This window comes from Paraburkholderia sp. J63 (genome assembly GCF_905220245.1).
In the GTDB taxonomy this organism is placed as follows: domain Bacteria; phylum Pseudomonadota; class Gammaproteobacteria; order Burkholderiales; family Burkholderiaceae; genus Paraburkholderia.
Window position 1 is genome coordinate 95727 of sequence record NZ_CAJMZF010000005.1, and the last position, 26787, is coordinate 122513.

31 protein-coding genes and 2 tRNA genes are annotated in these 26787 nt (G+C 65.2%); 15 read left to right on the forward strand and 18 right to left on the reverse strand.

Annotation, left to right across the window (positions count from 1 at the left end; all coding sequences use genetic code 11):
• Nucleotides 1-66: 66 nt before the first annotated feature.
• Entirely contained in the window at nucleotides 67-309 is a 243-nt protein-coding gene (locus U5775_RS07760) for a hypothetical protein (RefSeq protein ID WP_322057539.1), read from the forward strand.
• Between the two features lie 131 nt (nucleotides 310-440).
• Here U5775_RS07760 and U5775_RS07765 read toward each other — a convergent pair whose 3' ends face one another.
• Nucleotides 441-716 carry a hypothetical protein gene (locus tag U5775_RS07765; protein ID WP_322057540.1) on the reverse strand — a complete coding sequence of 92 codons (276 nt, stop codon included), beginning with the start codon at nucleotides 714-716 and terminating at the stop codon, nucleotides 441-443.
• A gap of 439 nt (nucleotides 717-1155) precedes the next feature.
• Between U5775_RS07765 and dusA the strand changes: the two genes are divergently transcribed.
• The 3 genes from dusA (at nucleotide 1156) to U5775_RS07780 (ending at nucleotide 3247) form a co-directional block, all read left to right on the forward strand.
• Complete coding sequence (dusA, locus tag U5775_RS07770) at nucleotides 1156-2181, forward strand: tRNA dihydrouridine(20/20a) synthase DusA (protein WP_322057541.1); 1026 nt, start codon at nucleotides 1156-1158, stop codon at nucleotides 2179-2181.
• Between the two features lie 94 nt (nucleotides 2182-2275).
• Nucleotides 2276-2351 (forward strand) — tRNA-His (locus U5775_RS07775).
• Nucleotides 2352-2494: 143 nt separating this feature from the next.
• Nucleotides 2495-3247, forward strand: a complete 753-nt coding sequence (locus U5775_RS07780; protein ID WP_322057542.1) for a hypothetical protein — start codon at nucleotides 2495-2497, stop codon at nucleotides 3245-3247.
• A gap of 160 nt (nucleotides 3248-3407) precedes the next feature.
• Here U5775_RS07780 and U5775_RS07785 read toward each other — a convergent pair whose 3' ends face one another.
• Nucleotides 3408-3689 (reverse strand): helix-turn-helix transcriptional regulator, encoded by a 282-nt coding sequence (locus U5775_RS07785; protein ID WP_322057543.1) that lies wholly within the window; start codon nucleotides 3687-3689, stop codon nucleotides 3408-3410.
• 2 nt (nucleotides 3690-3691) lie between these two features.
• Nucleotides 3692-4009 (reverse strand): type II toxin-antitoxin system RelE/ParE family toxin, encoded by a 318-nt coding sequence (locus U5775_RS07790; RefSeq protein ID WP_322057544.1) that lies wholly within the window; start codon nucleotides 4007-4009, stop codon nucleotides 3692-3694.
• Between the two features lie 1015 nt (nucleotides 4010-5024).
• On the opposite strand from U5775_RS07790, the gene U5775_RS07795 reads away from it, so the two are divergent.
• The gene (locus tag U5775_RS07795) at nucleotides 5025-5396 is read left to right on the forward strand and encodes a DUF805 domain-containing protein (protein WP_322057545.1); all 372 of its coding nucleotides are present in this window, start codon (nucleotides 5025-5027) and stop codon (nucleotides 5394-5396) included.
• A 50-nt stretch (nucleotides 5397-5446) separates the two neighbouring features.
• On the opposite strand, the gene U5775_RS07800 is transcribed toward U5775_RS07795, so the two are convergent.
• From U5775_RS07800 to ssuD, 5 genes are all read right to left on the reverse strand, one after another.
• Nucleotides 5447-5689 (reverse strand): DUF6566 family protein, encoded by a 243-nt coding sequence (locus U5775_RS07800; RefSeq protein WP_322057546.1) that lies wholly within the window; start codon nucleotides 5687-5689, stop codon nucleotides 5447-5449.
• Nucleotides 5690-5774: 85 nt separating this feature from the next.
• Entirely contained in the window at nucleotides 5775-5990 is a 216-nt protein-coding gene (locus U5775_RS07805) for a TOBE domain-containing protein (protein ID WP_028216757.1), read from the reverse strand.
• A 59-nt stretch (nucleotides 5991-6049) separates the two neighbouring features.
• On the reverse strand, nucleotides 6050-7042 hold the full coding sequence (locus tag U5775_RS07810) for an ATP-binding cassette domain-containing protein (protein WP_322057547.1): 993 nt from the start codon (nucleotides 7040-7042) through the stop codon (nucleotides 6050-6052).
• Entirely contained in the window at nucleotides 7039-7896 is an 858-nt protein-coding gene (ssuC, locus tag U5775_RS07815) for an aliphatic sulfonate ABC transporter permease SsuC (RefSeq protein ID WP_322057548.1), read from the reverse strand. The genes U5775_RS07810 and ssuC overlap by 4 nt, the downstream gene beginning before the upstream one ends.
• Before the next feature lie 78 nt (nucleotides 7897-7974).
• Entirely contained in the window at nucleotides 7975-9132 is a 1158-nt protein-coding gene (ssuD, locus tag U5775_RS07820; RefSeq protein ID WP_322057549.1) for an FMNH2-dependent alkanesulfonate monooxygenase, read from the reverse strand.
• Nucleotides 9133-9538: 406 nt separating this feature from the next.
• Between ssuD and U5775_RS07825 the strand changes: the two genes are divergently transcribed.
• Nucleotides 9539-9964 carry a hypothetical protein gene (locus U5775_RS07825; RefSeq protein ID WP_133193883.1) on the forward strand — a complete coding sequence of 142 codons (426 nt, stop codon included), beginning with the start codon at nucleotides 9539-9541 and terminating at the stop codon, nucleotides 9962-9964.
• A 76-nt stretch (nucleotides 9965-10040) separates the two neighbouring features.
• Here the strand turns inward: U5775_RS07825 and U5775_RS07830 are convergent, their stop codons facing one another.
• The 3 genes from U5775_RS07830 to U5775_RS07840 all read right to left on the reverse strand — a co-directional run bounded on the left by U5775_RS07830 (nucleotide 10041) and on the right by U5775_RS07840 (nucleotide 12374).
• Nucleotides 10041-11198 carry an enoyl-CoA hydratase/isomerase family protein gene (locus U5775_RS07830; protein WP_322057550.1) on the reverse strand — a complete coding sequence of 386 codons (1158 nt, stop codon included), beginning with the start codon at nucleotides 11196-11198 and terminating at the stop codon, nucleotides 10041-10043.
• Between the two features lie 101 nt (nucleotides 11199-11299).
• The gene (locus U5775_RS07835) at nucleotides 11300-12055 is read right to left on the reverse strand and encodes a TetR/AcrR family transcriptional regulator (RefSeq protein WP_322057551.1); all 756 of its coding nucleotides are present in this window, start codon (nucleotides 12053-12055) and stop codon (nucleotides 11300-11302) included.
• Between the two features lie 34 nt (nucleotides 12056-12089).
• A complete protein-coding gene (locus tag U5775_RS07840) occupies nucleotides 12090-12374 on the reverse strand; it encodes a DUF1488 domain-containing protein (RefSeq protein ID WP_322057552.1) in 285 nt (94 codons plus the stop codon).
• Nucleotides 12375-12613: 239 nt separating this feature from the next.
• Here U5775_RS07840 and U5775_RS07845 point away from each other — a divergent pair, with 239 nt between their 5' ends.
• On the forward strand, nucleotides 12614-12832 hold the full coding sequence (locus U5775_RS07845) for a hypothetical protein (RefSeq protein ID WP_322057553.1): 219 nt from the start codon (nucleotides 12614-12616) through the stop codon (nucleotides 12830-12832).
• Nucleotides 12833-12928: 96 nt separating this feature from the next.
• Here the strand turns inward: U5775_RS07845 and U5775_RS07850 are convergent, their stop codons facing one another.
• Together U5775_RS07850 and U5775_RS07855 are read right to left on the reverse strand one after the other, a co-directional pair.
• On the reverse strand, nucleotides 12929-13261 hold the full coding sequence (locus tag U5775_RS07850; RefSeq protein WP_415913533.1) for a DMT family transporter: 333 nt from the start codon (nucleotides 13259-13261) through the stop codon (nucleotides 12929-12931).
• Nucleotides 13262-13271: 10 nt separating this feature from the next.
• Nucleotides 13272-13769 carry a heme-degrading domain-containing protein gene (locus U5775_RS07855; protein WP_322057555.1) on the reverse strand — a complete coding sequence of 166 codons (498 nt, stop codon included), beginning with the start codon at nucleotides 13767-13769 and terminating at the stop codon, nucleotides 13272-13274.
• Between the two features lie 225 nt (nucleotides 13770-13994).
• Here U5775_RS07855 and U5775_RS07860 point away from each other — a divergent pair.
• The 7 genes from U5775_RS07860 (at nucleotide 13995) to U5775_RS07890 (ending at nucleotide 19427) form a co-directional block, all read left to right on the forward strand.
• Nucleotides 13995-14071, forward strand: a tRNA-Met gene (locus U5775_RS07860).
• A 183-nt stretch (nucleotides 14072-14254) separates the two neighbouring features.
• Nucleotides 14255-14800 (forward strand): NUDIX hydrolase, encoded by a 546-nt coding sequence (locus U5775_RS07865; RefSeq protein WP_322057556.1) that lies wholly within the window; start codon nucleotides 14255-14257, stop codon nucleotides 14798-14800.
• 14 nt (nucleotides 14801-14814) lie between these two features.
• A complete protein-coding gene (gene aat, locus U5775_RS07870; RefSeq protein WP_322057557.1) occupies nucleotides 14815-15579 on the forward strand; it encodes a leucyl/phenylalanyl-tRNA--protein transferase in 765 nt (254 codons plus the stop codon).
• 137 nt (nucleotides 15580-15716) lie between these two features.
• Nucleotides 15717-16496: an arginyltransferase gene (locus U5775_RS07875; protein WP_322057558.1), complete on the forward strand. Its 780-nt coding sequence runs from the start codon at nucleotides 15717-15719 to the stop codon at nucleotides 16494-16496.
• A gap of 154 nt (nucleotides 16497-16650) precedes the next feature.
• Entirely contained in the window at nucleotides 16651-17685 is a 1035-nt protein-coding gene (locus U5775_RS07880; protein WP_322057559.1) for a quinone-dependent dihydroorotate dehydrogenase, read from the forward strand.
• A 121-nt stretch (nucleotides 17686-17806) separates the two neighbouring features.
• Entirely contained in the window at nucleotides 17807-18604 is a 798-nt protein-coding gene (locus U5775_RS07885; protein ID WP_322057560.1) for a transporter substrate-binding domain-containing protein, read from the forward strand.
• A gap of 163 nt (nucleotides 18605-18767) precedes the next feature.
• Nucleotides 18768-19427 carry an amino acid ABC transporter permease gene (locus tag U5775_RS07890; protein WP_322057561.1) on the forward strand — a complete coding sequence of 220 codons (660 nt, stop codon included), beginning with the start codon at nucleotides 18768-18770 and terminating at the stop codon, nucleotides 19425-19427.
• Nucleotides 19428-19430: 3 nt separating this feature from the next.
• On the opposite strand, the gene U5775_RS07895 is transcribed toward U5775_RS07890, so the two are convergent.
• From U5775_RS07895 to U5775_RS07905, 3 genes are all read right to left on the reverse strand, one after another.
• Nucleotides 19431-20441: a Gfo/Idh/MocA family oxidoreductase gene (locus U5775_RS07895; protein ID WP_322057562.1), complete on the reverse strand. Its 1011-nt coding sequence runs from the start codon at nucleotides 20439-20441 to the stop codon at nucleotides 19431-19433.
• 208 nt (nucleotides 20442-20649) lie between these two features.
• Entirely contained in the window at nucleotides 20650-21369 is a 720-nt protein-coding gene (locus tag U5775_RS07900) for a FadR/GntR family transcriptional regulator (RefSeq protein WP_322057563.1), read from the reverse strand.
• Between the two features lie 351 nt (nucleotides 21370-21720).
• Entirely contained in the window at nucleotides 21721-23307 is a 1587-nt protein-coding gene (locus U5775_RS07905) for a mannose-1-phosphate guanylyltransferase/mannose-6-phosphate isomerase (protein ID WP_322057564.1), read from the reverse strand.
• A 794-nt stretch (nucleotides 23308-24101) separates the two neighbouring features.
• Here U5775_RS07905 and U5775_RS07910 point away from each other — a divergent pair.
• The gene (locus tag U5775_RS07910; protein ID WP_322057565.1) at nucleotides 24102-24836 is read left to right on the forward strand and encodes a Crp/Fnr family transcriptional regulator; all 735 of its coding nucleotides are present in this window, start codon (nucleotides 24102-24104) and stop codon (nucleotides 24834-24836) included.
• Between the two features lie 190 nt (nucleotides 24837-25026).
• Here the strand turns inward: U5775_RS07910 and rpiA are convergent, their stop codons facing one another.
• Nucleotides 25027-25722: a ribose-5-phosphate isomerase RpiA gene (gene rpiA, locus U5775_RS07915; protein WP_322057566.1), complete on the reverse strand. Its 696-nt coding sequence runs from the start codon at nucleotides 25720-25722 to the stop codon at nucleotides 25027-25029.
• A 136-nt stretch (nucleotides 25723-25858) separates the two neighbouring features.
• Nucleotides 25859-26776 (reverse strand): N-acetylmuramoyl-L-alanine amidase, encoded by a 918-nt coding sequence (locus U5775_RS07920; protein ID WP_415913534.1) that lies wholly within the window; start codon nucleotides 26774-26776, stop codon nucleotides 25859-25861.
• Nucleotides 26777-26787 lie beyond the last annotated feature (11 nt).

Here is a 26787-nt window from a genome sequence, read left to right on the forward strand (position 1 = left end):
CCAACGCACGGCGCCGGACGCGCAAGTCATGCCAGAATCGGCGGGAACGCCAAAGGAGGAAGCGGCATGGAAAACCGACGCAGCTACGACTACATGGGATTCGACATGACCGCCGGCGTGGACGGCGATCATGCGGCCGGCTACTTCGTATCGACCCAGACGATCCACAGCCTCACCGACGACACGCACGCCGACGTGCCCATCGACGGCCTGGCCGCCGGACGCTTTCCCACCCAGGACAACGCCTTCGACGCCGCATTCGATCGCATCCGCGAGGCGATCGACCAGCGCGTGCGCGCCGCGCCGTGAGCGCGGCGGACGCCATCGGCATCATCGGCGCCATTGACATTGCGAGCGAGCAAAGCAAAACGCCGGGGTCCTGAGGACACCCGGCGTTCGGGCCGCCCGGCTGGCGGGCGGCGCTTCAGGCAGCGATCGGCTTAGTGGCCGAAATACACTTGCTGCGCGCGCGGCGTTTGCGCGCTGGGGCTGCCCGACTGGGTGGCCACACCCGCCACGCCGCCGTACGACGAATCGACGCCTTGCTGCTGCGCGCGTTCGGCGGCAACGGTCTGGACGCTCTGGCCTTGCTGCGAAGCCGGTGCGCCAACGTTCGGACGATAGAACGGTGCCGGGCCGTAGCCGCTTGCGAAAGCCGGGGCGGCGATGGAAGCGGAAGCTGCGACCAGCAGCGCTGCGATCAGTTTGGTCTTCATGGTGGGCTCCAGTATCAGGATCAGTTGCGGTTCGGGAATGGCGCCGCGCCTGGGAGGTCTTGCCCACGAGCTGCGTCAATGAGACCTAGTGTATACACCTACTATCAGAAAATAATCGCGATAATCCGAAATTACTATTCCAGCTCCGGAAACAATCGCGTGAGCCAGTCCTGGCCTGCCTGAGCGACGAACAGACCCTAAAAGCGCGGCCCAAAATTTCTTGCGCAACGCACCACAAGAATGGCCAATGACATGAAGCGCCAAGGGTCTTTCACCCTGTAAGGCCCGCTGAGAGCACTACCAGCAAGCCAATACGCATATCGGCTTGTGTCTGCCCAGGTCTTGCCGCACTGCAAAATCGGCGCGAACCCCTGCGGCGGCTTGCGATAAAATAGAAGGTTGATCCACGCCTGCCGCGCCCCTCGCGCACCGATTTGCCATGTCCGCCAACCGTATCGCCAGTCCCCGCCGCGTGTCCGTCGCCCCCATGATGGATTGGACTGACCGCCACTGCCGCTCGCTGCACCGCTTCATCTCCCGGCACACGTGGCTGTACACGGAAATGGTGACGACGGGCGCCCTGCTCCACGGCGACGTGCCTCGCCACCTTGCGTTCACGCCCGCCGAAGCGCCCGTCGCGCTGCAACTGGGCGGCAGCGAACCGGACGACCTCGCCCGCTCGGCCAGGCTCGGCGAGCAATGGGGCTACGACGAGATCAACCTGAATTGCGGCTGCCCGTCCGAGCGCGTCCAGCGCGGCGCGTTCGGCGCGTGCCTGATGAACGAGCCGAAGCTCGTGGCCGACTGCGTGAAGGCGATGCGCGACGCGGTCTCGGTGCCGGTGACGGTCAAGCACCGCATCGGCGTGGACGCGGTCGAGGACTACGCGTTCGTGCGCGATTTCGTCGGCACCATCGCCGATGCCGGTTGCACGGTCTTTATCGTCCACGCGCGCAACGCCATCCTGAAGGGCCTGAGCCCGAAGGAAAACCGCGAGATCCCGCCGCTCAAGTACGACTACGCGTATCGGCTCAAGCGCGATTTCCCGCAACTCGAAATCATCATCAATGGCGGCATCAAGACGCTCGACGAGGTGGCGACGCACCTCGAGCACGTCGATGGCGTGATGCTCGGTCGCGAGGCTTACCACAACCCCTACGTGCTGGCCGATGTCGATGCGCGCTTCTATGGCGCCAGCGAACCGGAGCTCACGCGCGACGAAATCGAAGCGAAGCTGGTGGCGTACTGCGCAGACGAGATGGCGCGCGGCACTTATCTAGGTGCGATCACGCGCCATGCCTTGGGGTTGTATCGCGGCGAAGCGGGCGCGCGAGGCTGGCGACGCGTGCTGTCGGACAACCGCAAGCTCGCCAAGGGGGATCTCGCGATCTTCGAGGAAGCGCGGGCGCACCTGCGCGGTCCGATGGAAGCGTCGGCTGAACTTTCCTCTGAAATATTTGAATAAAGGGGCTAGGCAAGTCCGACCCCCTGTGTATATAATCTTGCTTCTTGATTGACGCCGCTCACAAAGCAGCGTCGGCAAGAAAGCAGTAACAGTGGTGGCTGTAGCTCAGTTGGTAGAGTCCAGGATTGTGATTCCTGTCGTCGTGGGTTCGAGTCCCATCAGCCACCCCAGAGAATTCAGCAATATCAAGCGCTTACGCGCTAGCCGGAATTGCACATAGCAAAATTCGGAACGAAAATCAAAAAATTCAGCCCGCACAGAGTTGCGGGCTTTTTTGTTTGGACTGTTCGTAGCCGCGCCGGGGTCATAGAGAATGAACAAGAAGCTGCCCGAACGAAACATCGAAATCGATGCGGCAAATTTGGCCGACTATCGCCTGCTGCAGACTTTCGCGGCACCAACAGCGCCTGACAATCACGCGGTTCGGCATGTCGCCACAATCGTGCGTAGGTTCTTGTTGGATCAAACGCTGGAGAAAAGTGCGAGCCCGAGGGGAATTAAGCTCGCATACACGGCACCCGATACTAACGCACTCAGAAACGCCACTCTTGCGAAAAAGCTCGCGCTGTTTTTCAGCGCCGGTGTGCAGTGTTACGGATTCAGCATCGCTGCGCTGGTAATGCAGTCGAACCCGTATCCGGGGTATCGAGCAGCCCAGATCGACCACGATCCGTCGAGAACGGTAATTTTGAAGCGCGACAGCTTCTTGAATCAGGTCGTGGCCGGGTTCAACGGGTCAACCATTAGTCGAAAGGACATCGTCCTTTACGTCGCAAATAAGGCGGCCGGCGTCCACTTCGATCTCGACCGAACGTCCGATAAATTCTTCCTTGTGGACCGGATCCGGCATAGCGGCCGAATCTCCTTCAGGGATGGCAACCCCAACATTGAATTCGACCTCCATCGGCTCATCAACCCAGACCCGCAGTTCGCGATTGTGAGTGGCGCGATCGACTTTGTTTTTCTAGAGTTCCTCGCCGCAATTCAGTGGATTCTGGCAAGCCCGACCATCCAAGGTCTCTTTGAGCAGATCGCGAGCGAATTGGCGCCGGGTCATACTGCCTGATCGACTGTCTCGATTGCAATCGAGCATTCCGAGCCTATAAGCGTATAGGTTAATAGCCTATCGGGGATTCGAATCCCCCTCTCCGCCATCGAATACAGAAGGTTCACGCATCTGTTCCCGCCGCTTCTGCCTGATACCGGCAGGCGACAGGTACGGCCCACTACTTCGCAGCCTCCAGGCGCACCACCGCCCTGCTTCCCGTCGCTTCGGCATAGCGGGCCAACGTGCGCATCGACGGCATCGTGCGGCCACTCTCCATGCGCGCGATGGTCGATTGAGTTGTTTGCATCCTCTCGGCCACTTGTTCCTGGGTCAATCCTGCACGTACGCGAGCAGCGATAAGCTCGCGCGCAACAGCAAACTCCGGTGCTTGTGCCCCGTACTCGGCCTGGGTGGCCGGATCAGCCAGCAGGCGCTTCTTCAAGCTTGCAAGGTCAGTCATCGTCAATCCTCTTTCATCCGGGCGTAGGCCGTTTCGATGGCTCGGCGCGGAGTCTTCTGTGTCTTTTTTACGAACACATGCAGCACAACCAGACGCTGTCCAGTCCGCGTGACGTAGATTGCCCGCGCGATACCGTCCCGCCCCGTCATACGAATTTCCCAAAGCTTCCCCTCCAGCGGGCGCACATGGGGCATCCCTACGCGCTGGGGACCAAACTCCACCAGCATTTCCGCTATGTGAAGAAAACGGGCGCGCATATCAGGCGGGAGTGCCAGCAATTCGGCTTCGGCCTCGGGTATCAGCTCAACGTGCCACGTCATTAGTTTATCTCTTTTTTGCTATATTTGCAGATTATCGGCAGACTCCGTGCAATTCCTGCAGAGCCCGCTCTGGCGCAAGTCGATTCGAGCCTCTCCCGGAATCCACGGTCTAGCTTCTCATGCCGTATGCGTGCAGGCCAAACGGGCGCACATTGTGTTGACGCCTGGCAATAGCAGACGGTTTGCGCCCCATGATTTGCGCCTTGATGCTCGACGGAATCCAGCCTATTCGGCAACGCTTGAGAACGGCCGCCGCAGAATGCGCAACGTCACCGGCGCGATGCCGGCGACTTCGCAGATCCGCTGAAGGGTGGCCCGCTGACTATAGTGGCTGAAACAAAAACACCTATTGCGATGGCTCCCACGTCTTGCCACGCACCTCGAGCCTGCGCATTTGCCCGGCATTCGATTGAATGTCGGCTCGGAGGAATCCATCATTCTCATTCGAGGCGCTCTCGACGCCAAGAATATAAGGATTCCTTATATTGAACTTAATTCTGGAAATTGGCCGTGTAAATTTATATAAATTCTAATATCAGCTTCAGCGCAACATCCAGCCAACCGTCCAATACCAATGGCATATAGCGCACTCTGACGGGTACTGGTTGGCTTGAAGCTCAACGGCACCCAATCGTTACTCGACGATATAAGTCATGAGAGGTTTCTGTCGGCCTTGGCTCAATGAACTCGGCCCTTTACCTGCCCGTTAGGATGGTTGATGGAACTCGAACCCACGACGACAGGAATCACAATCCTGAACTCTACCAACTGATCTACACCCGCCGCCGTTACTCTCCTCTCGCTAACGCTGACCAGAAATCCTGGCCATCCGCCCTGCCTGGAACACGTATGCGAGGAGTAATTACCCACAACGAATAATTAACGCGAAGTCATATCAATCAATCCAGAAAATTAGCCTCACCAGCCTTTGAAACGTCTTCCACCCTTGCGTAAAATCGCTCCCCGCGAAGCAATAAACTCCAGCAACTCAATCGACACGGACAAATCGATAACCATGGAAAAATGGCTCGAACGACGCTTCACGCTCTCCGGCCGCGCCACGCGCCGCGAATATGCCACCACGATGGCGCTGTTCCTGCTCTTCATTGTCGCGCTCGACGCTTTCATGCCCGAAGGCGGGCTCGGCGATACGCTGCCGGCCGTGATCCTCGGCGTCGTGATTGTCTGCGTGGCGTTCTGGATTCCGATTGCCGCCATGGTGCGCCGGCTGCACGATATCGGCGTGAGCGGCTGGTGGTGGTGGCTGATGGCGGCCCTGCCGCTGGGCCAGCTCGGCATGGTGGCGCTGCTATTCGTCGGCCCCGATAAATTCAACCAGACGCGCCACTATCCGGACCCGCGCAAAAGCAGCGCGAATCCCGTCTGATCGCCGCGCCGCGCAGTGCCGGCATCGCCGCCGCACAACGCGGCCAACCCTCATTGCGCGGCGCCGCTGTCGATCCACGCGCGGGCCGCTTCGAAACCCGCCTCGGCGGCGGCGTGCTCGGTCGACCAGAGGCGGTCGATATGGACGAGTTGCCAGTCCCTCACCAGGGCGCCGGCCTTGAGCACGCGAAAATGCGCCTTCACGCCCGTGAGCACCTGTTCGACCGCGACCTCGATGTCGTAGTCCTTGTAGCGCTCCTCGTAGTCGCCCATGTCGATGCCTTTCGGCTCCATGATCGTCTCTCCGTCGTGGCTGCCGGTCCATCGTAGCACTTCCACGCCGGGCGCGCCGCCCTCGGGCGAAACCGCTCATGCACGCTCACAGGCGTGCGATCGACACCTCCGTCGATTTCACGAGCGCGACAACTTCCGAACCCACCTTCAGTTCGAGTTCGTCGATCGAGCGTGTCGTGATGACCGAGGTGACCACGCCGAACGGCGTGTCGACGTCGACTTCCGATACCACCGGCCCGCGGATGATCTCCCTGACCTTACCGCGGAACTGGTTGCGCACGTTGATGGCGGAAATGCTCATTGAGTCGGCTCCCAAATGGATAGATAAAAATTATGGAGTGCAGATGATTGGCAAGGTGTTCAGAGCGCCCAGCGCACATCCGCGGGACGCAGGCCGTGAGGCGTTTCATGCGTACGCGGTGCCTGCGTATGCGCGGGCGTCTCGCTGCCCAGCACGCGCTGGAGCACACGCTCTTCGAGCGCGGCGAAGCGCGCATCGGCGCGGGCGCGCGGGCGTTCGAGCGGCACGCGCTGATCGAGTGCGATGCGGCCCTGCTCCACCAGCAGGATGCGGTCGCCCAGCGCGACGGCCTCATGAACGTCGTGCGTCACCAGCAATGCGGTAAAGCGATGCTCGCGCCAGAGACGCTCGATCAGCGCATGCATTTCGATGCGCGTGAGCGCGTCGAGTGCGCCTAGCGGCTCGTCGAGCAGCAGCAGGCTCGGCCGGTGCACCAGCGCCCGCGCGAGCGCCACGCGCTGGCGCTGCCCGCCCGAGAGCCGGGCAGGCCACTCGTCGGCGCGCGCGAGCAAACCCACTTCGTCGAGCACGGCGCGTGCATCGTCGCGCGCTCCGCGGCCGAGTCCCAGCATCACGTTCTGGAGCACTGTCTTCCACGGCAGGAGCCGCGCGTCCTGAAACATCATGCGCGTCTCGAGCGCCGTCCCGTGCTCGCCGCGCCGTTCCAGTTCGCCCGCATCGGGCGCCTCGAGCCCGGCCACGAGGCGCAGCAGCGTGGATTTCCCGCAGCCACTGCGTCCCACGATCGCCACGAAGCTGCCGCGCTCGATCGAGAGATCGAAGCTGTCGAGCACGACGCGTTCGCCATAACGCTTGCCCACGCCGCGCAACTCCACGGCGGGGTCGTACGCGCGCGCGTCGCTGCGCGCCGTCGCCGTTTGTGCCGTTCCCCTGGTGCCCTGGACGTCATGGCCGGCATCCGCGCGCCACGTGCCGCGTGGCTCGTCGGCTTCGTGCGCCTCGCGTTCCTGGGTCCGCGGCAATTCGACCTCGGCTTCGAGATCGCGGCCCGCCACGCCACCGAAATGGGTTGCCAACGTGCTGGCGCTCATGCGTCGCTCCCTTGTTGATAAGCGGGGTGCCAGCGCAGCGCGACGCGCTCGAGCCACTTGGCAAGCCAGTCGGCGAGCTTGCCGAGCGCCGCGTAGAGCAGAATGCCGACCACCACCACGTCGGTCTGGAGGAACTCGCGCGCGTTCATCGTCATGTAGCCGATGCCCGACTGAGCGGAAATCGTTTCGGCGACGATCAGCGTCACCCACATCAGTCCGAGCGCGAACCGCACGCCGACGAGGATCGACGGCAGCGCCCCCGGCAGGATCACTTCGCGATAGAGCGCAAAGCCCTTAAGGCCGTAGCTGCGCGCCATCTCGATGAGGTTCCCGTCCACCGAGCGGATGCCATGGAACGTATTCACGTACACCGGGAAAAACACACCGAGCGCGACCAGAAATACCTTCGCTTCCTCCTCGATGCCGAACCAGAGGATCACGAGCGGAATCATCGCGAGCGCGGGAATGTTGCGGATCATCTGGACGGTCGAATCGAGCGCGGTCTCGACAGGCTTGAAAAGACCCGTGGCCAGCCCGAGCGCGAGGCCGATGCCGCCGCCGATCGCGAAGCCCGAAATCGCACGCCACGTGCTCACGCGTACGTCCTCCAGCATCTCGCCCGATTCGATGAGCGACCATGCGGCCTTCACGACCGCGAGCGGCTCGGGCAGCACGCGCGTGGAGAGCACGCCGCTGCGCGCGGCCAGCTCCCACGCGGCCAGGATCGCGAGCGGCACGAGCCAGGGCGCGATGCGCAAGAACGCCTTGCGTCCATAGAAAGCCAGTGGCCGCCGCTGGCGCGGGACAGCACCCACGCCAGCGGCGCCGGCGGCCGTCACAGCGGATTGAGTCATCGGTATGTTCTCCTGTCTATTTCTCGCCGTGCGGGCAGCGGCATGTGCACCGCTACTCGCCGGCCGATCGACTAGCGCTCAGCTCTGGCTCACCTTCGGCAGATACTGATTGCCGACCACTTCGCCAAACGGCCCGGAGAGCGGACCGCCCGCCGTCTTCGCCTCGCGCCCCGGCAACAGCGGAAACACCAGCTCGGCGAAACGGTAGGATTCCTCAAGATGAGGGTAACCAGAAAGGATGAAGGTCTCGATACCCAGCTGCGCGTACTCCTTCATGCGCTCGGCGACCTGCTCAGGATTGCCGACGAGCGCCGTGCCCGCACCGCCGCGCACGAGGCCCACGCCCGCCCACACGTTCGGGTACACCTCCAGCTCCTTGCGCGTGCCGCGCTTGCCGCCGTGCAGCGCGGCCATGCGGCGCTGCCCTTCCGAATCCATCTTGTTGAATGCCGTCTGTGCACGCGCGATGGTCTCGTCGTCGACGCGGCTGATGAGGCGCTCGGCGGCGGCCCACGCCTCCTCTTCGGTCTCGCGCACGATCACGTGCAGGCGAATGCCGAAGCGGATCTTGCGGCCATGCTGCTCGGCGCGCGCGCGGATATCGGCGATCTTCTTCGCGACGGCTTCGGGCGGCTCGCCCCACGTCAGGTAGGTATCGATATGCGCGCCCGCCATCTCGTGCGCAGCCGGCGACGAGCCACCGAACCACAGCGGCGGATGCGGATACTGCACCGGCGGATAGAGCGCCTTGCCGCCCTTCGAGCTCAAGTGCTTGCCCTCGAAATCGATCGCCTCGTTCGTGTGCGAAGCGGCGAGCAGCTTGCGCCAGATATGCAGGAATTCGTCGGTGATTTCGTAGCGCGTATCGTGATCGACGAACACGCCGTCGCCCTCGAGCTCGGCGGCATCGCCACCGGTCACGACGTTGATGAGCAGGCGTCCGTTCGAAAGGCGGTCGAAAGTCGCGGCCATGCGTGCCGACAGTCCCGGCGACGACAGACCCGGGCGGATCGCGACGAGGAACTTCAGGCGCCGCGTTGCGGCGATCAGGCTCGATGCCACGACCCATGCGTCTTCGCACGAACGGCCCGTCGGCAGCAGGACGCCGTCGTAGCCGAGCGTATCGGCCGCGACGGCCACCTGCTGGAAGTACGCGAAGTCAGCGGCGCGCGCGCCTTCGGCCGTCCCCAGATAGCGGCTGTCACCATGGGTCGGGATGAACCAGAACACATTCATGCGTTGCTCCTGCTTTTTGTTCGAGACGTGAGACGGAAAAGTTCGGGACGCGGCGCCGGCCACGCCCGGTGCACGAAGCGCGGCGCGCGATTGCAAGGACCGGAAAGCCGGGAAGCCAGCAACGCGGCCGGCAGAAGCCTGCGGAATCTGCGGAACCGGACGGGCCGTGACGGCGGCGCCGTCTTCATGGGGACTCAGTCTAGGGTTGGCCCTAAGCGTTTTGAACGATTTTTTTGAGCTTAGGTTTTCCACTTTCGTGCTTTACACGACGCTTTAGCATACGCAAGGGCAATCACGGGCGCGGCGCGCCGATATAATGGCGCCCACATCGACAATAAACCGGCCGGCCGCGCTTTCACGCCTTTTTTGGGCATGCGCGGTCCGTGCCACGCAACCCTCGCACCTCATGCAAAAACTGATTCTGCCGTTCGTATCCGGCTTTCTGGCCTCGCTGTTCTTTCGCGAAGCGACACTCGCGCTCCTTCACGCGGCGCAGGTCATCGACGCGGCCGGATTCTCCACCGAGCCGTTCGCCCCGATCGGCCTGCCCGAATTCCTCGTCAACGCGATCTGGAGCGCCCTGTGGGCCATCCCGATGACGTGGCTGCTGCGCATCTCGCCATCGCGCCCCGCGCCGTGGGTGCAGGCGTTCGTGTTCGGCGGCATCGTGCTCACGGCCGCCATGCTGTTCGTGATCGATCCGCTGCGCGGCATCTGGCCGAGCGGCAACATGCTGCCGCGCGTGGCCATGGGCTTCGCGTCGAATGCGGTCTGGGGCTGGGGCGCGCTCGTGTTCATGCGCGCCTTCATGAGCGAAACCGAAGAGGACTGAGCCGGTTTCCGTGCGCGGCGCGGGACGCGAGCGCGCCGCGCGTCACGTCGCAGTGCACCCGCGCCTTGCCGCGGGTTTAATCCGGCAACGCCCGCAGCGGATGCTCCGCCGCACCCCATGGGCTCCTGAACATCGCCTGGACGTCGGCGAGCGATACGTCCCCGATGCGCGCAAAGCGCCAGTGCGGATCGTTGTCCTTGTCGATGATGCGCGCGCGTATGCCTTCCATCACGTCGCCCTGCGCAAAGCTCGATCGCGTGAGATCGAGATCGCGGCGCAGCACGTCGGCCATCGAACCCTCCGCGAGCGATACCGCCTCCAGCGACACCGCCATCGACAATGGCGAGCGCTCGCGCAATATCCTCACGGTCTGCTCGGCCCATGCGCCATGCGCGTCGGCCGTGTCGCGCTGCATGCTCTCCAATGACACGAGAATCGCCGCCACCGAGGGCCGCGAAAAGTGCTGATCGATCCATGCGCGCGCAACGGCCAGCGCGGAGCGCGGAGCGCCCTCCTCCACCTCGTCGCTTGCAGCGGCCGCGCCGCGAATCCGCTCGACGATTTCCACACCCGAAGCGAATGACTCGCTCTGCAACGCGTCGAGCAAAGCAGGTCGCGCGGCCTCGTCGATAAATACGTCGGCGAGACCTGCGTATAGCGCACTATCGGCGTCGATCGTTTCTCCGGTCACGGCGAGATAGCGGCCGAGCGCGCCCGGCGTGCGCGCGAGGAACCAGCCCATGCCGACATCGGGAAAGAGCCCGATGCGCGTCTCGGGCATCGCCATGCGCGTCGTGCTGCCCACCACGCGCAGGCCGCCCGTGCGATGCGCGCCCTGCGAAATCCCCATGCCGCCACCCATCACGACGCCCGCCAGCAGCGCGATATAAGGCTTCGGATAGCTGAAGATCGCGTGATTGAGCCGGTATTCCTCGGTGAAGAACGTATCGATCGCGGCCTGATCGCCGGCCCGGTACGACTCGTAGAGAAAGCGGATGTCGCCGCCCGCGCAAAACGCGCGCGGATGGCGCGTGTGCACGATCACGGCAAGCACTTTGGGATCGTCGCGCCACGCGTCGAGCACGGCCTGCATCGCGCGGATCATCGACGTGGAAAGCGCATTGAGCGCCTGCGGACGATCGAGTTCGATGAAGCCGATGCGGTTCGTGACCTGCGTGAGCACATATGGCCCTGGATCGGCGGCGAAGGCGCTTGCGGTGGCTTCCTGTGACATGGCAATCGGGCGGCGATGAAAGCACTATGAAAAGACGCGTCGGGCGCCGGCGCGCGCCATGCTCCCATGACACGAACCGCGAACGGCGCCTGAGGAGGCTATCACGATGGGCAGTCCGGTGTTTTCTTCGCCGTACGCGCCGGCGGCGGCGGTGCGTTGTGCTGTGCTGCTGCGTCCCCATTCTTTGCCGCGGACGCGCCCAGCCAGCCGTCGAGCGCGGCATCGACGATCAGCGTCAGCGACGCCTCGTGCGCAAAGCCCGGCCCAAGCTGCGAAAGCGCGACCACGCCATGCAGCATCGCCCATAACGCGCGCGCGAGCAGAGCGGAATCGCCTCGCGCGCCATGGCGCCAGTTCCCGGTCGCGGCGAGCGCTTCGAGCGCATCCGCGAACAGGTCCGCCATGCGGGCAGCCTCTTCGCAAGGCAGTTCGTGTTCTGCAGGCGTCACGGTGGCAACCGTCGCTCGCGTCGCCCCATGCGCGCCCGCACGGCCACCCTCCTCCGGCTCCCGGTACATGAGCCGATAAGCCTGCTGATGTGCGCATCCGAACGCGACATAGGCATGCGCAAGCGCATGCAGCCGCTCCCGCGGGTCGTCGATCGCCCCGAGCGGTTCGAGCTGCGCAAGCAGTTGCGCAAAGCCTTCGCGTCCGAGCGCGCGGGCAATCTCGTCGCGGCTTTCGAAATGCAGGTAGAGCGACGCGGGCGAATAGCCGATCGCTTCGGCAAGCTTGCGCATCGAAAGCGCCTCAAATCCATCACGCGTCACGATGCGGCGCGCGGCATCGAGTATCCGCGCGCGTAGTGCCACGCGAAGCGCGGCGGCACGAAGATCTTTCGCTTCAGCGCTGTTCATCGGTACATATCGGTCCACAGCATGCGTAACATCGTCAGGACAACAAAGGACCCGGCGGGAAATGACCGCTTTTGAGCAGGACGGGCGTGCCGTTGCTGAGTTCGAGATGCGCGCGCGCCACGGCTTCGATGCGCGTGCGCCCCGCGTCGAATGCCTGCATCCACGCCTCGCGGCCCACGCCCGGCGCGCCGAAATGATCTTCGAGCGCCTCGACGGAGATCGCGCAGGGCACGCGCGCGCCGTCCACCAGCGCGGGAAACACCACCGTGAGATTCGAATCGTGCCAGGACGGCGCCTCGGAAGGAAAACGGATATCCATGTCCAGCCCCGTTGGGAAATCTGCAGAAGAAAATCCGCGCCGGCGGACGGCGGGATCGCGCTCCATGTTACTCGCAGCGCGCCACTGAGGGGCCGATGCATGACATCGGGAAACCGGCGACGGATGGACGGATGAGCGCGGAACCTGCAACACTGGCGCATGACCGGCGCGAGTGAAGTGTGCGCCACACGACCCTTTCATTATTGCAAGCACGCTCTGCGTGGAGCCACGGAAGAACAATGACGATGGAATCGCACCTCAGAGGCCAATACTTCGAAGAAAGCCGCGAGATACCCGAGCCGCAGGCCGCGAGCCGCTGGTTCACCTACGCCCAGCAAAACGGCATCGACGTCGCGCGCGCGATCAGCCTGTGGGAAGACGCAGCCACGCCCGAAGGGGAACGAAGCCGCGAGACCGTCGCGGGCTGCGGCATCCGCATCGTGCCGCCCGAGCGCTGAGCCCAGGCCGCACGAAATCGCATGATGCCGCTCGAAATCGCTTGAGCCGCCGCTTGTGCATCGGGCGGCCTTTATCGGCATGCGCCTCAATACGCCTCAGTGCGCCTGCATCTTCGAAAACAGATTCAGCACGAGCACGCCCGCCACGATGAGCCCGAGACCGAGCACGGCGGGCAGATCCGGCACCTGCTTGTAGAGCACCACCGCGACGAGCGTGATGAGCACGATGCCCACGCCGGACCAGACGGCATAGACGATGCCGACGGGCAGATTTTTGAGCGTGAGTGAAAGGCAGTAGAACGCCACGCCATAACCGGCGACGACCACGGCCGAAGGCGCGAGCCGCGAAAAACCGTTCGAGGCGCGCAGCGCGGACGTGGCGATGACTTCCGCGACGATGGCAATGGCGAGGATGAGCCAGGGAGACATGCGCATCGCGTCAGGCCTTTGCAAGCGCGAGCTTGCTGTAGTCGGCGTCGAGATGCGCACACAGCGCCTCGACCACGAGCTCGTGATCGGCGCGCTGCGGCAGACCGGAGACCGTTACCGAGCCGATCACGCCCGCGCTCGCGACGCTGAGCGGAAACGCCCCGCCGTGCGTGGCGTAATCGGCGACAGGCAGGCCGTTCTTTTCGGCGAGCGTGGCGCCCGACTGCTGCATGCGCAGGCCGATCGCGTACGAACTGCGGCGAAAGTGCTCGACCACGCGCGACTTGCGGCGCGCCCACTCGATGTTCTCGGGCGTCGTGCCGGCGAGCGCGCAGAAGAACAGCGGCTGACCGAACGTGCGGATGTCGATGACGACCGCGTGCGCGCGCGCGACGGCAAGCTCGCGCAACAGGGTGCCGAGCTGCCAGGCGCGATCGGCGTCGAAACGGGGGAACACCAGCGCGTTTTCTTGCGCGGCTATCGATTGCAGATCGAGGGCGATGTCCATGGGGGCCTTGTGAGGCAGATGACGAGACGGAGAAAAACGACCCGGCGGCACGCGCTGCCTGCCGCGGCGACCGAGCCCCGATTCTAGCCTGGCGCCCCGCGTCGCCGGGCCGCATGCCGCCTTGCTGGCGCGCGCCGCAATGTTTGTGCAACCGGCCAGAAAGTTATTCGTCAATTGCTGTTGCATTGCCGCAGGATTTACCCTATAATTATTTTCTCTGACGGACGCGGGGTGGAGCAGTCTGGCAGCTCGTCGGGCTCATAACCCGAAGGTCGCAGGTTCAAATCCTGCCCCCGCAACCAAAGCATCGAAGCAGTCCAAGTCGGTCAGACGCAATCAAGGGTTACAACGCATCAGCGTGTAACCCTTTTTTGTTTTCCGGCATCGGCGAATGACACGCAGCCCCAATACCCGCCATTTGTGCCCGCTCCCGTCACCCGCTCCCGCGGTGATACACTCGCATCACCCATCCCCCTATCGTGCCCATGAAATTCTGCTCGACTTGCGGTCAGGCGGTCAGCCTGCTCGTTCCGCCCGGCGACAATCGCGAACGCTACGTCTGCCCGCAGTGCGGCACCATCCACTATCAGAATCCGCGCAACGTGGTCGGCACCGTTCCCGTCTGGGAAAACAAGGTGCTGCTGTGCCGCCGCGCGATCGAGCCGCGCTATGGCTACTGGACGCTGCCCGCGGGCTTCATGGAGATGGGCGAGACGACGTCGGAAGCCGCAGCGCGCGAGACGCTCGAAGAAGCCGGCGCGCGCGTCGAGGTGCAGAGCCTCTTTTCGCTGCTCAACGTGCCGCGCGTGCATCAGGTGCATCTGTTCTATCTCGCGCGCCTGCTCGACATCGACGTCGCCGCTGGCGAAGAGAGCCTCGAAGTGCGCCTCTTCGAAGAACACGAAATCCCGTGGGACGACATTGCGTTCCCCACCGTTGGCCAAACCCTGCGTTTCTTCTTCGCCGACCGCCAGTCGGGTAGCTACGGCCTGCATACGGGCGACGTCCTGCGCTCCCTGCGCGACGGCTGATTCCCGGTCCGGCGATGGTGCCCTGGCTTTCGCCCGATGACCCGTTCCCGCCCGTCGAGCGCGCCCTTGGCGCGTCGAGCGGCGCGCCGGGTCTGCTTGCCGCAAGCGCCGACCTGCTGCCTTCGCGCCTCGTCGACGCCTATCGGCACGGCATTTTTCCGTGGTATTCGGACGGCCAGCCCGTGCTCTGGTGGAGTCCCGATCCGCGCATGATCCTGCGTCCCGACGCGTTCAAGGTCTCGCCCTCGCTCAGAAAGACGCTCAAGCGCGTGCTGCGCGACCCCGCCTGGGAAATTCGCGTCGATAACGATTTCGCCGCCGTGATGCGCGCCTGCGCCAGCGCGCCGCGTCGCGGCCAGCGTGGCACGTGGATCACCGCCGACGTGATCGACGCCTATTCGAGCCTGCACCGCATCGGCGACGCGCACAGCATCGAAGCCTGGCTCGACGGCCAGCGCGTGGGCGGCCTTTACGGCGTCTCGCTCGGCAAGATGTTCTTCGGCGAGTCGATGTTCGCCTCCGTCACCGATGCCTCGAAAATCGCGCTCGCCGCGCTCGTCGCGCATCTGCGCCGCAACGGCGTCGAGCTGATCGACTGCCAGCAGAACACCGCGCATCTGGCCTCGCTCGGGGGGCGCGAGATCGCGCGCAAGGCGTTCATCGCGCACGTGCGTGCGACGGTGAGCGCGCCCTCGATCGGCTGGCGTTTCGACAAGGGCGTGCTCGCCGACTGGGTCGGCCAGCACCATGCGGATAACCGCACCGTATCGACATTCTGAACCGCGCTCACGCCCGCCGCGTATGGGCGGCGGCGCGCAATTCGATGGATGCGCGCCTGGCGTCGATGTTAGTATGCAAGGAGAAAACGTCGCATTTGCCCTGCGCGACGCTCCGAACTGCTACGAGAGCTGCCAACGTGACGCATCCAAACGAGCTGCCGCTTTCACCGCTTTCCGCGCTGCAATTCTATGCAACGGCGCCCTACCCCTGCAGCTATCTGGAGGGGCGCATCGCGCGCTCGCAAGTGGCGACGCCCAGCCATCTCATCAACTCCGACGTCTACACCGACCTCGTGAAGGCGGGCTTCCGCCGCTCCGGTGTCTTCACCTACCGTCCCTACTGCGACGGCTGCCGCGCCTGCGTGCCGGTGCGTGTGCCGGTCGAGCGCTTCACGCCGAACCGTACCCAGCGCCGCTGCTGGAAGCACCACGGCGATCTCGTGGCGACAGTCGCGCCGCTCCACTACGACGAGGCGCATTACGCGCTCTACATGCGCTACCAGTCGGCGCGGCACGCGGGCGGCGGCATGGACCGCGACAGCCGCGACCAGTACGAGCAGTTCCTGCTGCAAAGCCGGATTAACTCGCGCCTCGTGGAATTTCGCGAGCCCGATGTCCAGCACCCCGACGAGCCGGGCCTGCTGCGCATGGTGAGCATGATCGACATCCTCGGCGACGGGCTTTCCTCGGTCTACACGTTCTTCGAGCCCGACACGCCGCACACGAGCTACGGCACCTACAACATCCTCTGGCAAATCGAGCAGGCACGCAGTCTGCAACTACCCTACGTCTATCTCGGCTACTGGATACGCGAGAGCCCGAAAATGGCCTACAAGGCGCGTTTTCAGCCGCTCGAAGGCCTGTTCGACGGCGTCTGGTGCGCTCTCGGCCCCACCGAGACTGACTCCGATAGTTAGCCAGCCGGCGCCGGGCGCCGGACCCCGCGAGCCATCTCACGGCAGGCATCTCATTCGCGTGCGCCGCGCACCCCGCCCTTTGTTCTGGACTTCGCCGCGAACTTTGTCGCTAAAATAGCGGGTTCTCATTTTCCGGCGCCCGCGCCTTTTCCCCGTGTTCAGTACCCTTTATCCGCTCGTCCGCGACGGGCTCTTTCGCATGGACGCGGAAGACGCCCACCACCTCTCCCTGCGCATGATCGGCGCCGCGGGCCGCACGGGCATGGCAAGCCTTCTCGCGCCGCGCGTGCCCGACTCGCCGCGCACCGTCATGGGCCTCACGTTCCGCAATCCGGTGGGCCTCGCCGCGGGCCTCGACAAGGAAGGCGCCGCCATCGATGGATTCGCCGCGCTGGGCTTCGGTTTCGTCGAAGTGGGCACGGTCACGCCGCGTCCGCAGCCGGGCAACCCGCGGCCGCGCATTTTCCGTCTGCCCGAGGCGGGCGGCATCATCAACCGGATGGGGTTCAACAATCACGGCGTCGAGCAGTTCGTGAAGAACGTGCAGGCCGCGCGCTATCGCGGCATCCTCGGCCTGAACATCGGCAAGAACGCCGACACGCCGATCGAGCGCGCCGCCGACGACTATCTGTTCTGCCTCGAGCGCGTCTATCCGTTCGCGAGCTACGTGACAATCAACATCTCGTCGCCGAACACGAAGAATCTGCGCCAGCTGCAGGGCGCGGGCGAGCTCGACGCCCTGCTCGCCGCGCTCAAGGACAAGCAGCAGCGTCTCGCCGATCTGCACGGCAAGCTCGTGCCGCTCGCGCTCAAGATCGCGCCGGACCTCGACGACGAGCAGGTGAAGGAGATCGCCGACACGCTCGTGCGCCACAAGATCGAAGGCGTGATCGCGACCAATACGACGCTTTCGCGCGCCGCGGTCGAGGGCCTGCCCAACGCGAACGAAGCCGGCGGTCTCTCGGGCCGTCCCGTCTTCGACGCCTCGAACGAAGTGATCCGCAAGCTGCGCGCCGAGCTGGGCGAGCAGGTGCCGATCATCGGCGTGGGCGGCATCTTCTCGGGTGAGGACGCGCGCGCGAAGATCGCCGCGGGCGCCTCGCTCGTGCAGCTCTACACGGGTTTCATCTACCGCGGCCCGGCGCTCGTGGCCGAATGCGCGCGGGCGCTGGCCTCGGGCCGCGCGTGAGGCTATAGTTTCAGGCCATGTGCGGCGCATCGGAGGCGCCGCCGGCCCTGAAGACGGCAAACCCGGTCCAGAGGGACATCCCGGGTTTGCCGCAAAAACGCAGCAAAACAAGAGGAAAACAATGAAAGTCGCTTTGCTGAAAAAGCTCCTTGCGCTCGCACTCGTGGGCGCATCGTTCGTTGCAGCGAGCGCCCACGCCGAAGACCTGCTCGATCAGGCGAAGGCGCGCGGCACGCTGCGCATCGGTCTCGAAGGCACCTTCCCGCCGTTCAACTCGAAAGCGCCCAATGGCGATCTGGTTGGCTACGACGTCGATATCGCCAAGGCCGTGGCGGCGAAGATGGGCCTGAAGCCCGAATTCGTCACGACCGAATGGAGCGGCATCATCGCGGGTCTGCAGGCGGGCAAATTCGATGTGATCGTCAACCAGGTGGGCGTCACCGATCAGCGCAAGGCCGTGCTCGACTTCTCGCCGGCCTATACGTATTCGGCCGCGCAGCTCATCCAGCGCAAGGACGATACGCGCCAGTTCAAGTCGCTCCAGGACCTCGTGGGCAAGAAGCTCGGCGTGGGTCTGGGCACCAACTACATGGACATGGCGAAGTCGGTGCCGGGCATCGACGTGAAGACCTATCCCGGTGCGCCCGAATATCTGCGCGATCTCGCGGCCGGCCGTCTCGATGCGGCGCTCAACGACCGCCTGATGCTCGCCTACCTGCTGAAGAACTCGCAACTGCCGCTGCGCACGGGCGCGATCGTCGGCGACGGCAACCCGTCGGCCATTCCGTTCAAGAAGGGCAATCCGAAGTTCGCCAAGGCCATCGACGACGCCATGACGCAACTCGAAGCCGACGGCACCTTCACGAAGATCTCGGACAAGTGGTTCGGCATCGACGTGACCAGGCCGATCACGAAGTAACGATGCAAGTCACCCAGGCCGCCTTCCGTGCCTCCCGCGCTCGCACATGGCGCGCGGCGCACCGGGGCTGCCACGTGACCTGACCGACGCGGGGTGGTATCGCAAGATGCCGCCCCTTGTTTTTACGGCTCGCCCGGCGAGCGCTTTCCAGCCGCGTTCTCCCATGCCTATCTATACGCTCATCATCCAGTCGCTGCCGGTGCTCGCGCAGGGTGCCGTGCTCACGGTCAAGTTCGCAGTCCTGTCGATGATCTTCGGGCTCATCGGCGGCGCCGTGCTCGCGCTCATGGGCATCAGCTCGAGCCGCCCGCTCGTCGTCATCGCGCGCGTCTACGTGAGCCTCATGCGCGGCACGCCGCTACTCGTGCAGATCTTCGTGATTTACTACGGATTGCCGAGCATCGGCATCTCGCTCGACCCCACGCCCGCCGGCGTGATCGCGCTCTCCGCGAACGTGGCGGCGTATCTCTCCGAGAGCATGCGCGGCGCGATTCTCGGCATCCACAGCGGCCAGTGGCTCGCGGCCTATAGCCTCGGCCTGTCGCGGCGACAGACGCTGCGCTACATCATCGCGCCGCAGGCGCTGCGCATTGCGGTGCCCAGTCTTTCGAACAGCCTCATCAGCCTCATCAAGGACACGTCGCTCGTCTCGGTCATCACCGTGACCGAGCTGCTGCGCAGCGCTCAGGAGATCATCGCGTCGACCTATCAGCCGCTGCCGCTCTATCTCGCGGCCGCCGCCATCTACTGGGTGCTCTGCCAGGTGCTCGAGTGGATCCAGCACTGGTACGAAAAGCGCCTCGCGCTGCCCACGCGGCACTGAGCTTCACTCGCAACCGAAACGCAGGCCGAGCGCCGCGCGCGCGGTGTCGGCCATCGCGATCATGCGCCGCGAGGTTTCGTGCGGCATGAGCGGGCTTTCCAGCGCGCCCGCGCGCAGCAGCTCGCAAAAGTGCGCGGTCTCGTAGTTGAGGCCGCCGCCTTCAAAGGGCTCGTCGAGCTCCACGGTGCGGCCATCGACATAGCGGATCGTCGCGCGCGCCGGGTTCCACCAGTTCGCATGGATCGTCACGTTGCCGAGCGGCCCCGCCAATAGCGCGTCGCCAAAGCCGTGCAGGTCGAGCCCGCAAAAGAGCTGCGCGATGCCGTGCTCGTGCTGGCAATTGAGGCTTGCAAACGTATCCACGCCCGTCGCGCCGAGACGCCCGAAAGTCTGCACCTCGCGCGGCGCGCCCAGCCAGTCGACGGCCAGAAACATCTCGTACACGCCGATGTCGAGCAGCGCCCCGCCCGCATGCTCGAACGAAAACGACGGATGATCGGCGGGAACGTTAGCGACCGAGCAGCCCGCGCGCACGAGGCCCACCGGGCCGATGGGATCGGCTTGCAGATGCGCGCGCAAGGCGCGATAGAGCGGATAGAACGGCGGCTTCATCGCCTCCATGAAAAGGCGTTGCGCGCCGCGCGCGGCGTCGAGCACGCGCTCGAGCTGCGCGGCGTTGACTGTCGCCGGTTTTTCGCAAAGCACGGGCAAGCCGGCCTCCAGCGCGGCGACCGCATAGTGCACGTGGCTGTCCTGCATCGTCGCGATGTAGACGGCGTCGATGCCGCGCGCGAGCAGCGCTTCGAAGCTCGCGCACGCGGCGGCGCCGAAGTCTTGCGCGAGCGCTTCGGCCGGCGCCGCGCGGCGCGACCACACCGCGCTCACGCGCGCGCCCGGTACGTGTGCCACGCCTTGCGCGAAGCGCCGTGCGATGCGGCCCGCACCCACGATGCCCCAACGTATCGTCTTTTGGGTCTCTTCATGAGTCCCGCTGCGCTTGCCTGAATCGCTCATGCCTTGCCTCGTATCGCTGTCGTATCGCCGTCGTGTCGTCATTTGCCGCGCACCGGGCGCGGCAAGACAAAGACTCGCACGATACGGCCTCGCGCTTAAGGAGGCAACTTCGCAGGCAACCTCGCAGGCAACTCGCGGACAAGGCAACGCGCGCCGGAACCCGCATAACGGGCGGCGCGCGTGCAGGAAACGAACGAAACGAAGCGGGCTAGCGCGGCTCGATGGCCTCGGACGCCAGCGCGCGGTTGATCTCGTCGGAGGTCAGCTCGATCATTGCGGTCGCGGCCGCGCGCGCGTCCTCGGGCGCGCGCCGCTCGATGGCGTCGACCACGCGGCCGTGCGCGTTGACGACATTGAGCCAGCCGTCCTCGCGCTGGCTCAGGATGGGATTGACGAGCGTGAGCGCGCCGCGAATGATCGCCGCCATCTGCTGATAGAACTGATTGCCGCTCGCCGCGAGAATGCGTGTGTGCAGGAGCGTGTCGGCCTCTTCGCAGCCGGCGTCGCCGGGGCTCGTCTGACGCAGCGCGTCGAAGGCATCGCGCATGCCCGCGAGATCCGCGGCGCTCGCGCGCTCGGCCGCCAGCGCGCACGCGGCGGGCTCGATCAGTGCGCGGAATTCGATCACGTCGCGCAGGAAGGTCTTGTCCGGCTTCGCGCGAAAGCGCCAGCTCACTACGTCTTCGTCGATCATGCGCCAGTCGCGCATGGGCCGGATGCGCGTGCCGATCTTGGGCCGCACGTCGAGCATGTGACGCGCGAGCAGCATGGACAGCGCTTCGCGCATGACCGTACGGCTCACGTCGAATTCTTTGGACAGCACGTCCTGCGGCGGCAGGATCGCCCCGTAACGTTCCTCGACGATGCCCGAAATCAGGCCATCCATGACCTTGCTCACGAGCGAGCGTTCCTTATTCCCCAGTTCCATGACCCCTCCCCCCGATGCGGCGTAATCGCGCCTGTTTGACGGTTGCAGCGTGGGCCTTCGTGCTTCGTCGAACCTGTCATACGTTGCCATGCGAATTGCATAATCCGCCAGCCAGGATATCTCCTGACGCAAACGTTGCGCGGCAGATGCCCCGTCCGTACGAGCCCTTCTTCGATCGGCCCTTTGGTTTCCCGAATCTTGTGATTTACGGTTTTTCGTTGTCGATTCGTAAGCAGTCTGTATGCATTGCCCGCTTACTGTTTTGCCATGCACGCAGTGGCGCCGGCCCCGGCATGGCGGGGGCGCGGCGCCCTGCTGTGCATATGCAATGCTGCCCGTCGGAAGTGTGCCTCAACGCGGCGTAACCGTACCTTCTCGTTCTCCCGCACGTCCGTATTGATCGTCGAAGCGCACGATGTCGTCTTCGCCGAGATAGCCGCCCGACTGCACCTCGATGATCTCGAGCGACGTCTTGCCTGGATTTTCGAGCCGGTGCTTCACGCCGAGCGGAATGTAGGTGGATTCGTTCTCGGAGAGCAGGAACACCTCGTCGCCGCGCGTGACGCGCGCGGTGCCGCGCACGACCACCCAGTGCTCGGCGCGATGATGATGCATCTGCAACGAGAGCCGCCCGCCCGGCTTCACGACGATGCGCTTGACCTGGAAGCGCTCGCCGCGATCGACCGAGTCGTAGCAGCCCCACGGCCGCTCGACGCGGCGATGATGCTGGGCCTCCTCGCCGCGTTGCGCCTTCAGCTTGCCGACGATCGCCTTGACGCTCTGCACGCGGTCCTTGGCCGCGACCAGCACGGCATCGGCCGTCTCCACCACCACCACGTTGTGCACGCCCACGCAGGCGACGAGCCGGCCATCCGAATGCGCGAAGCTGTCGGTCGAGTCTTCGAACAGCACGCGCCCGCGCGCGACGTTGCCGCTCGCGTCCTTGTCGGAAACCTGCCAGACCGCGTCCCACGCGCCGACGTCCGACCAGCCCGCCACGAGCGGCACGACCACGCCCGCGAGGCGCGCGTCGGCGCCCACGGACTCCATCACCGCGTAGTCGATCGAATCGGAGGGGCACGCGGCGAGCGCCGCGGCGTCGAGATGGACTGCGCCGTCCGCGTCGACGTTCGCCCGCTCGAAGGCCAGCGCGCATTGCTCCGCGATGGCGGGCCGGCAGCGCGCGATGGCCGCGAGCCACACCGAGGCGCGCACCACGAAAATGCCGCTGTTCCACCAGTAATCGCCCGAGGCGACGTAGCGTGCGGCGACTTCGGCATCGGGTTTTTCGACGAAGCGTTCGATGGTGCGCGCACCGCTCGCGCCGAGCGTCGCGCCGGCGCCGATATAGCCGTAGCCCGTCTCCACGCGCTGCGGCGGCACGCCGAGCGTGACGATCGCACCGCGCGCCGCGTAGGTCACGGCGTCTTCGAGCGCGGCGGCAAACGCAGTGCGATCGGCGATCAGATGATCGGCGGGCATGGCGACCAGGATCGGGTCGCTGTCGTTTTCCGGCGAGGTGGCCGTTGCGGAATCCGTCGTTCTCGCCGCGGCCTGCGCCGCCGCGAGCGCGGCCACCGTGAGCGCGGGCGCCGTATTGCGCGCGACCGGCTCGAACACCACGCGCGCCGCCATGCCGCTGCGGCCTAGCCGGTCGGCCGTCATGTGGCGCAGTTCTTCGCTGCTCACCACGAGCGGCGCCGCCTTGCGCACCGTCGCGCCGCCGCGCGCGTAGACACCGTCGAGGCGGCGCACGGTGGCCTCGAGCAGCGACTCGCCGTCGAGCAGGTCGATCAACTGCTTGGGACAATGTTCGCGAGAGAGCGGCCACAGCCGCGTTCCAGAGCCGCCGGCCAGCACCACGGGCTGGACGACGAGCGCGACTTCGGGTTCATTTGCGGCGGCGATCAAGCCGGCCGGCGTGACGACCTGGTTCATGCAGGAGGCTCCCCGTTCGGATGTCTGGTTCCGGATGGACGCCGCGTGCCGGATCGCCCGCGCGCCCCTCGGTATTCGGACTCCATTGGAGCAAAGCGCGGCGGCCGACTCTGTACGCATACCCACACTGACCGCGCGCTATCGCACGGTGGCGTGCGGGCGGCAAGCGCGATGCCTGGCGCATGAATGTGTTGCGCTGGCAGCCGTTGCGCGGACAACACCCGACCGGCCGATCGGTGGAATCACGCGTTACGGGGCGCGTCGTAACGCTCATGTTTCAGGAGCGAACGTTTCTGCGCAGTTCGGCTGCGGTGCAACACAGCTGAATCAAATTCGAACAGTCCCACGTGCGTCATGGCCGCGCGGCCAACGGCCCGCGATACGCGTGTTTCAGCGCGGAGTCATTTTCGAACGGGCCCTCTATAGCGCCGAATAATCCAATGAATTCAGTCACTTGCCACCGCAAAAAAAGCGCGGCCTGGCCTCGCGCGCCGGTGAGGCGTCGTACATATTTGAAACAAAAACGCCGCGTTACGCCGGGCCGCCCGCCCCGTAACGCCCGCAAAACCGCATGCACACGAGGTTTGCGACTCTCTGGCACAGCCCCTGCTTAGTGGGAAGCGCCACACAGCGTGACGCATACAACCGATAGATATCGCGCACGCACACTCGGGACTATGGGGCCGGCACGACGAACCAATAGCCGCTACGGGAAGCGGCATACCAAAAGCGGTTTGGCGGCCGGAATGACAAGACACGGGGCGGTGAGAGCTGCTTCGCACGAGGACCAAATCATGTTGACCCTTCAATCGGACCTGCACGGCAACCACCTGCTCGGCGCGTTGCCGTCGCACGAGTGGCAAGCACTCGCACCGCATCTCGAACTCGTTCATCTGCGCACCGAACAACTGCTCTGCGACTCCGGCCAGCGCATTCATCACGTTTATTTTCCGACCACGGCCATCATCTCGATGCTCTCGACGATGGAAGACGGCAGCTCCGTGGAGATCGCCGCAGTGGGTCGCGAGGGCATGACCGGCGTGCCCGTGCTCACGGGCGGCGAGACCATGCCCAATCGCGTGCAGGTGCAATGCACGGGCTTCGCGTATCGCATGAGCGCACAGAGCCTCAGGCAGCAGTTCGCGCGCTCGGACTTCCTGCGCCGCCTGATGCTGCTCTACATGCACGCGCTGCTCACGCAAGTGGCGCAGACGGCCGCCTGCAATCGCCATCACTCGCTCAGCAAGCAGCTGTGCCGGTGGCTGCTGATCGAGGTGGACCGCGTGGCGTCGAACGACCTCACGGTCACGCAGCAGCTCATCGCCGACATGCTTGGCGTGCGCCGCGAGGGCATCACCGAGGCGGCCGGCAAGCTGCACGACGAAGGCCTGATCCACCACAGCCGCGGCCGCATCCGCGTGCTGGACCGCCAGGGCCTCGAAGCCCGCGCCTGCGAGTGCTACGGCCTCGTGCGCCGCGAGTTCGATCGCCTGCTGCCGCGCCTTCGCGAAGTCGAAACGGTGGAATGAGCCGGCGCCCAGCGGCGGCGCGGGGAATGCGAATGATCAGGATCCCTGATCGATCTTCGCACACGAGGGAAAGGCTCGTTTGATGCTTTCCCTGCGGCATGGGCCCGGCAATCCGCCGTGCACCCGGTCTGACACGAGCGACGGCACGCGCACCGCATGACGGTTTGCGCGCCGTCGCTCGTGAGCGCGATCAGTCCTTGCGGTAGTCGATGCGCTCGACGCCCGCTTCGCCGCCCAGCAGGCAGAGGTCGGCGCCGCGTGCCGCGAACAGACCCACGGTCACGACGCCGGGCCACGCGTTGACGTGCGCTTCGAGCGTGCGCGGGTCGCTGATGCGCAGGCCCTTCACGTCGAGAATCTCGTTGCCGTTGTCGGTGATAAAGGGAGAGCCGTCTTTCTGCACGCGCAGCACCGGCACGCCGCCGAGCGCCGTGACGCGGCGGCCAATGGCCGTGCGCGCCATCGGCACGACCTCGATGGGCAGCGGGAACTGGCCGAGCACCTCCACGCGCTTGCTCGCGTCGGCGATGCACACGAACACCTCCGACACCGAGGCGACGATCTTCTCGCGCGTGAGCGCCCCGCCGCCGCCCTTGATCATCGCGCCCGATGCGTCGATCTCGTCGGCGCCGTCCACGTAGACGGGCAGCGATTCGATTTCGTTGAGATCGAAGATCTTGAAGCCGTGCGCTTCGAGGCGCGCCGTGGTCGCGACCGAGCTCGACACGGCGCCGCGATAGCGGCCCTTGCTCGCGGCCAGCGCGTCGATGAAACAGTTCGCGGTCGAGCCGGTGCCGACGCCAATCACGGCGCCTTCCGGCACGCGCGCGTTGACATAGTCGGCGGCGGCCTGGCCGACCAGTTTCTTGAGTTCGTCTTGAGTCATGATGGGGAACTGCCCGAGGAGAGAAAACGCGGAAAACGCCTAGTTTACCGGAGTTGCGCGCGGCTGCCGCCGCAACCATGCCCGCGATGCACACGATGCGTTACCGGCACGCTTGCGCACGCCCGCGTGGCAGCGCTCAGGGCGCGGTTTCGTTCGTTCCGGGCTGGGTCGGCGCGGTGCGATCGACGTATTTGTCGAGCAGCGCCTGGGCGATCGCGTCGGTTTCGGCGTCGGGCGTGCCCGAGTAGTCGCGCGGCCGGAAGTGCATCTGGAACGCCGCGAAGACGCGCCGGGTGCGCGCGTCGAGCACGCCATCGGTCGCGACGTCGTAGCCATAGCGCGCGAGCTTGGTCTGCAGGCCGAGCACGTCGGCCGGCGCGTCGGGCGCCCGGCCCGCGAGGTCGGCCTTGACGGTCGCATCGTCGGGCCACGCGCCCACGCCCGCCGCGTAGAGCTGCTTCCACGGGAACAACGGGCCGGGATCGATCTTGCGCTGCGGGGCGATATCGCTATGGCCCACCACGCGCGTGGGCGGAATGCCGTAGCGCGTGACGATGTCCTTCGAGAGCGCGATGATCGCCGCCACCTGATCGGGCGGCCAGGGCGCCCACTCAGTCCCTTGCGGGGTCTCGTGCGGCCCCGAATTGACGTTCTCGATGCCGATCGACGCCGCGTTGAGCTCGGTCGTGCCCTGCCACTCGCTCACGCCCGCGTGCCAGGCGCGCAGCGCCTCGGGCACGAGCTGGAGCACGACGGGCTTGCCGTCGCGCAGCGGCGGATGCTCGGGAACGAGGTAATGGGCGCTCACGTTTTCCTGCGTGAGCTCCTCGAGCGAGGTGCGCTCGTCGCCCTCGGTGTAGTGGAGCACGAGGAAGCGGATGCGCGAATCGGCGCTGCGCGCGTGATACTGCGTATCGGCGACGTAGCTGCCGCGGTCGACCATCGTGGCGGGTGCGCAGGCGGCGAGCGCCAGCGCAGCGAGCGAAGCCGCGCCTGGCGTACCGAATGTGCTGAATGCACCGGACGCGCGGGCCGCCTTGCGCAGGAACGTCATGACCCCGGACG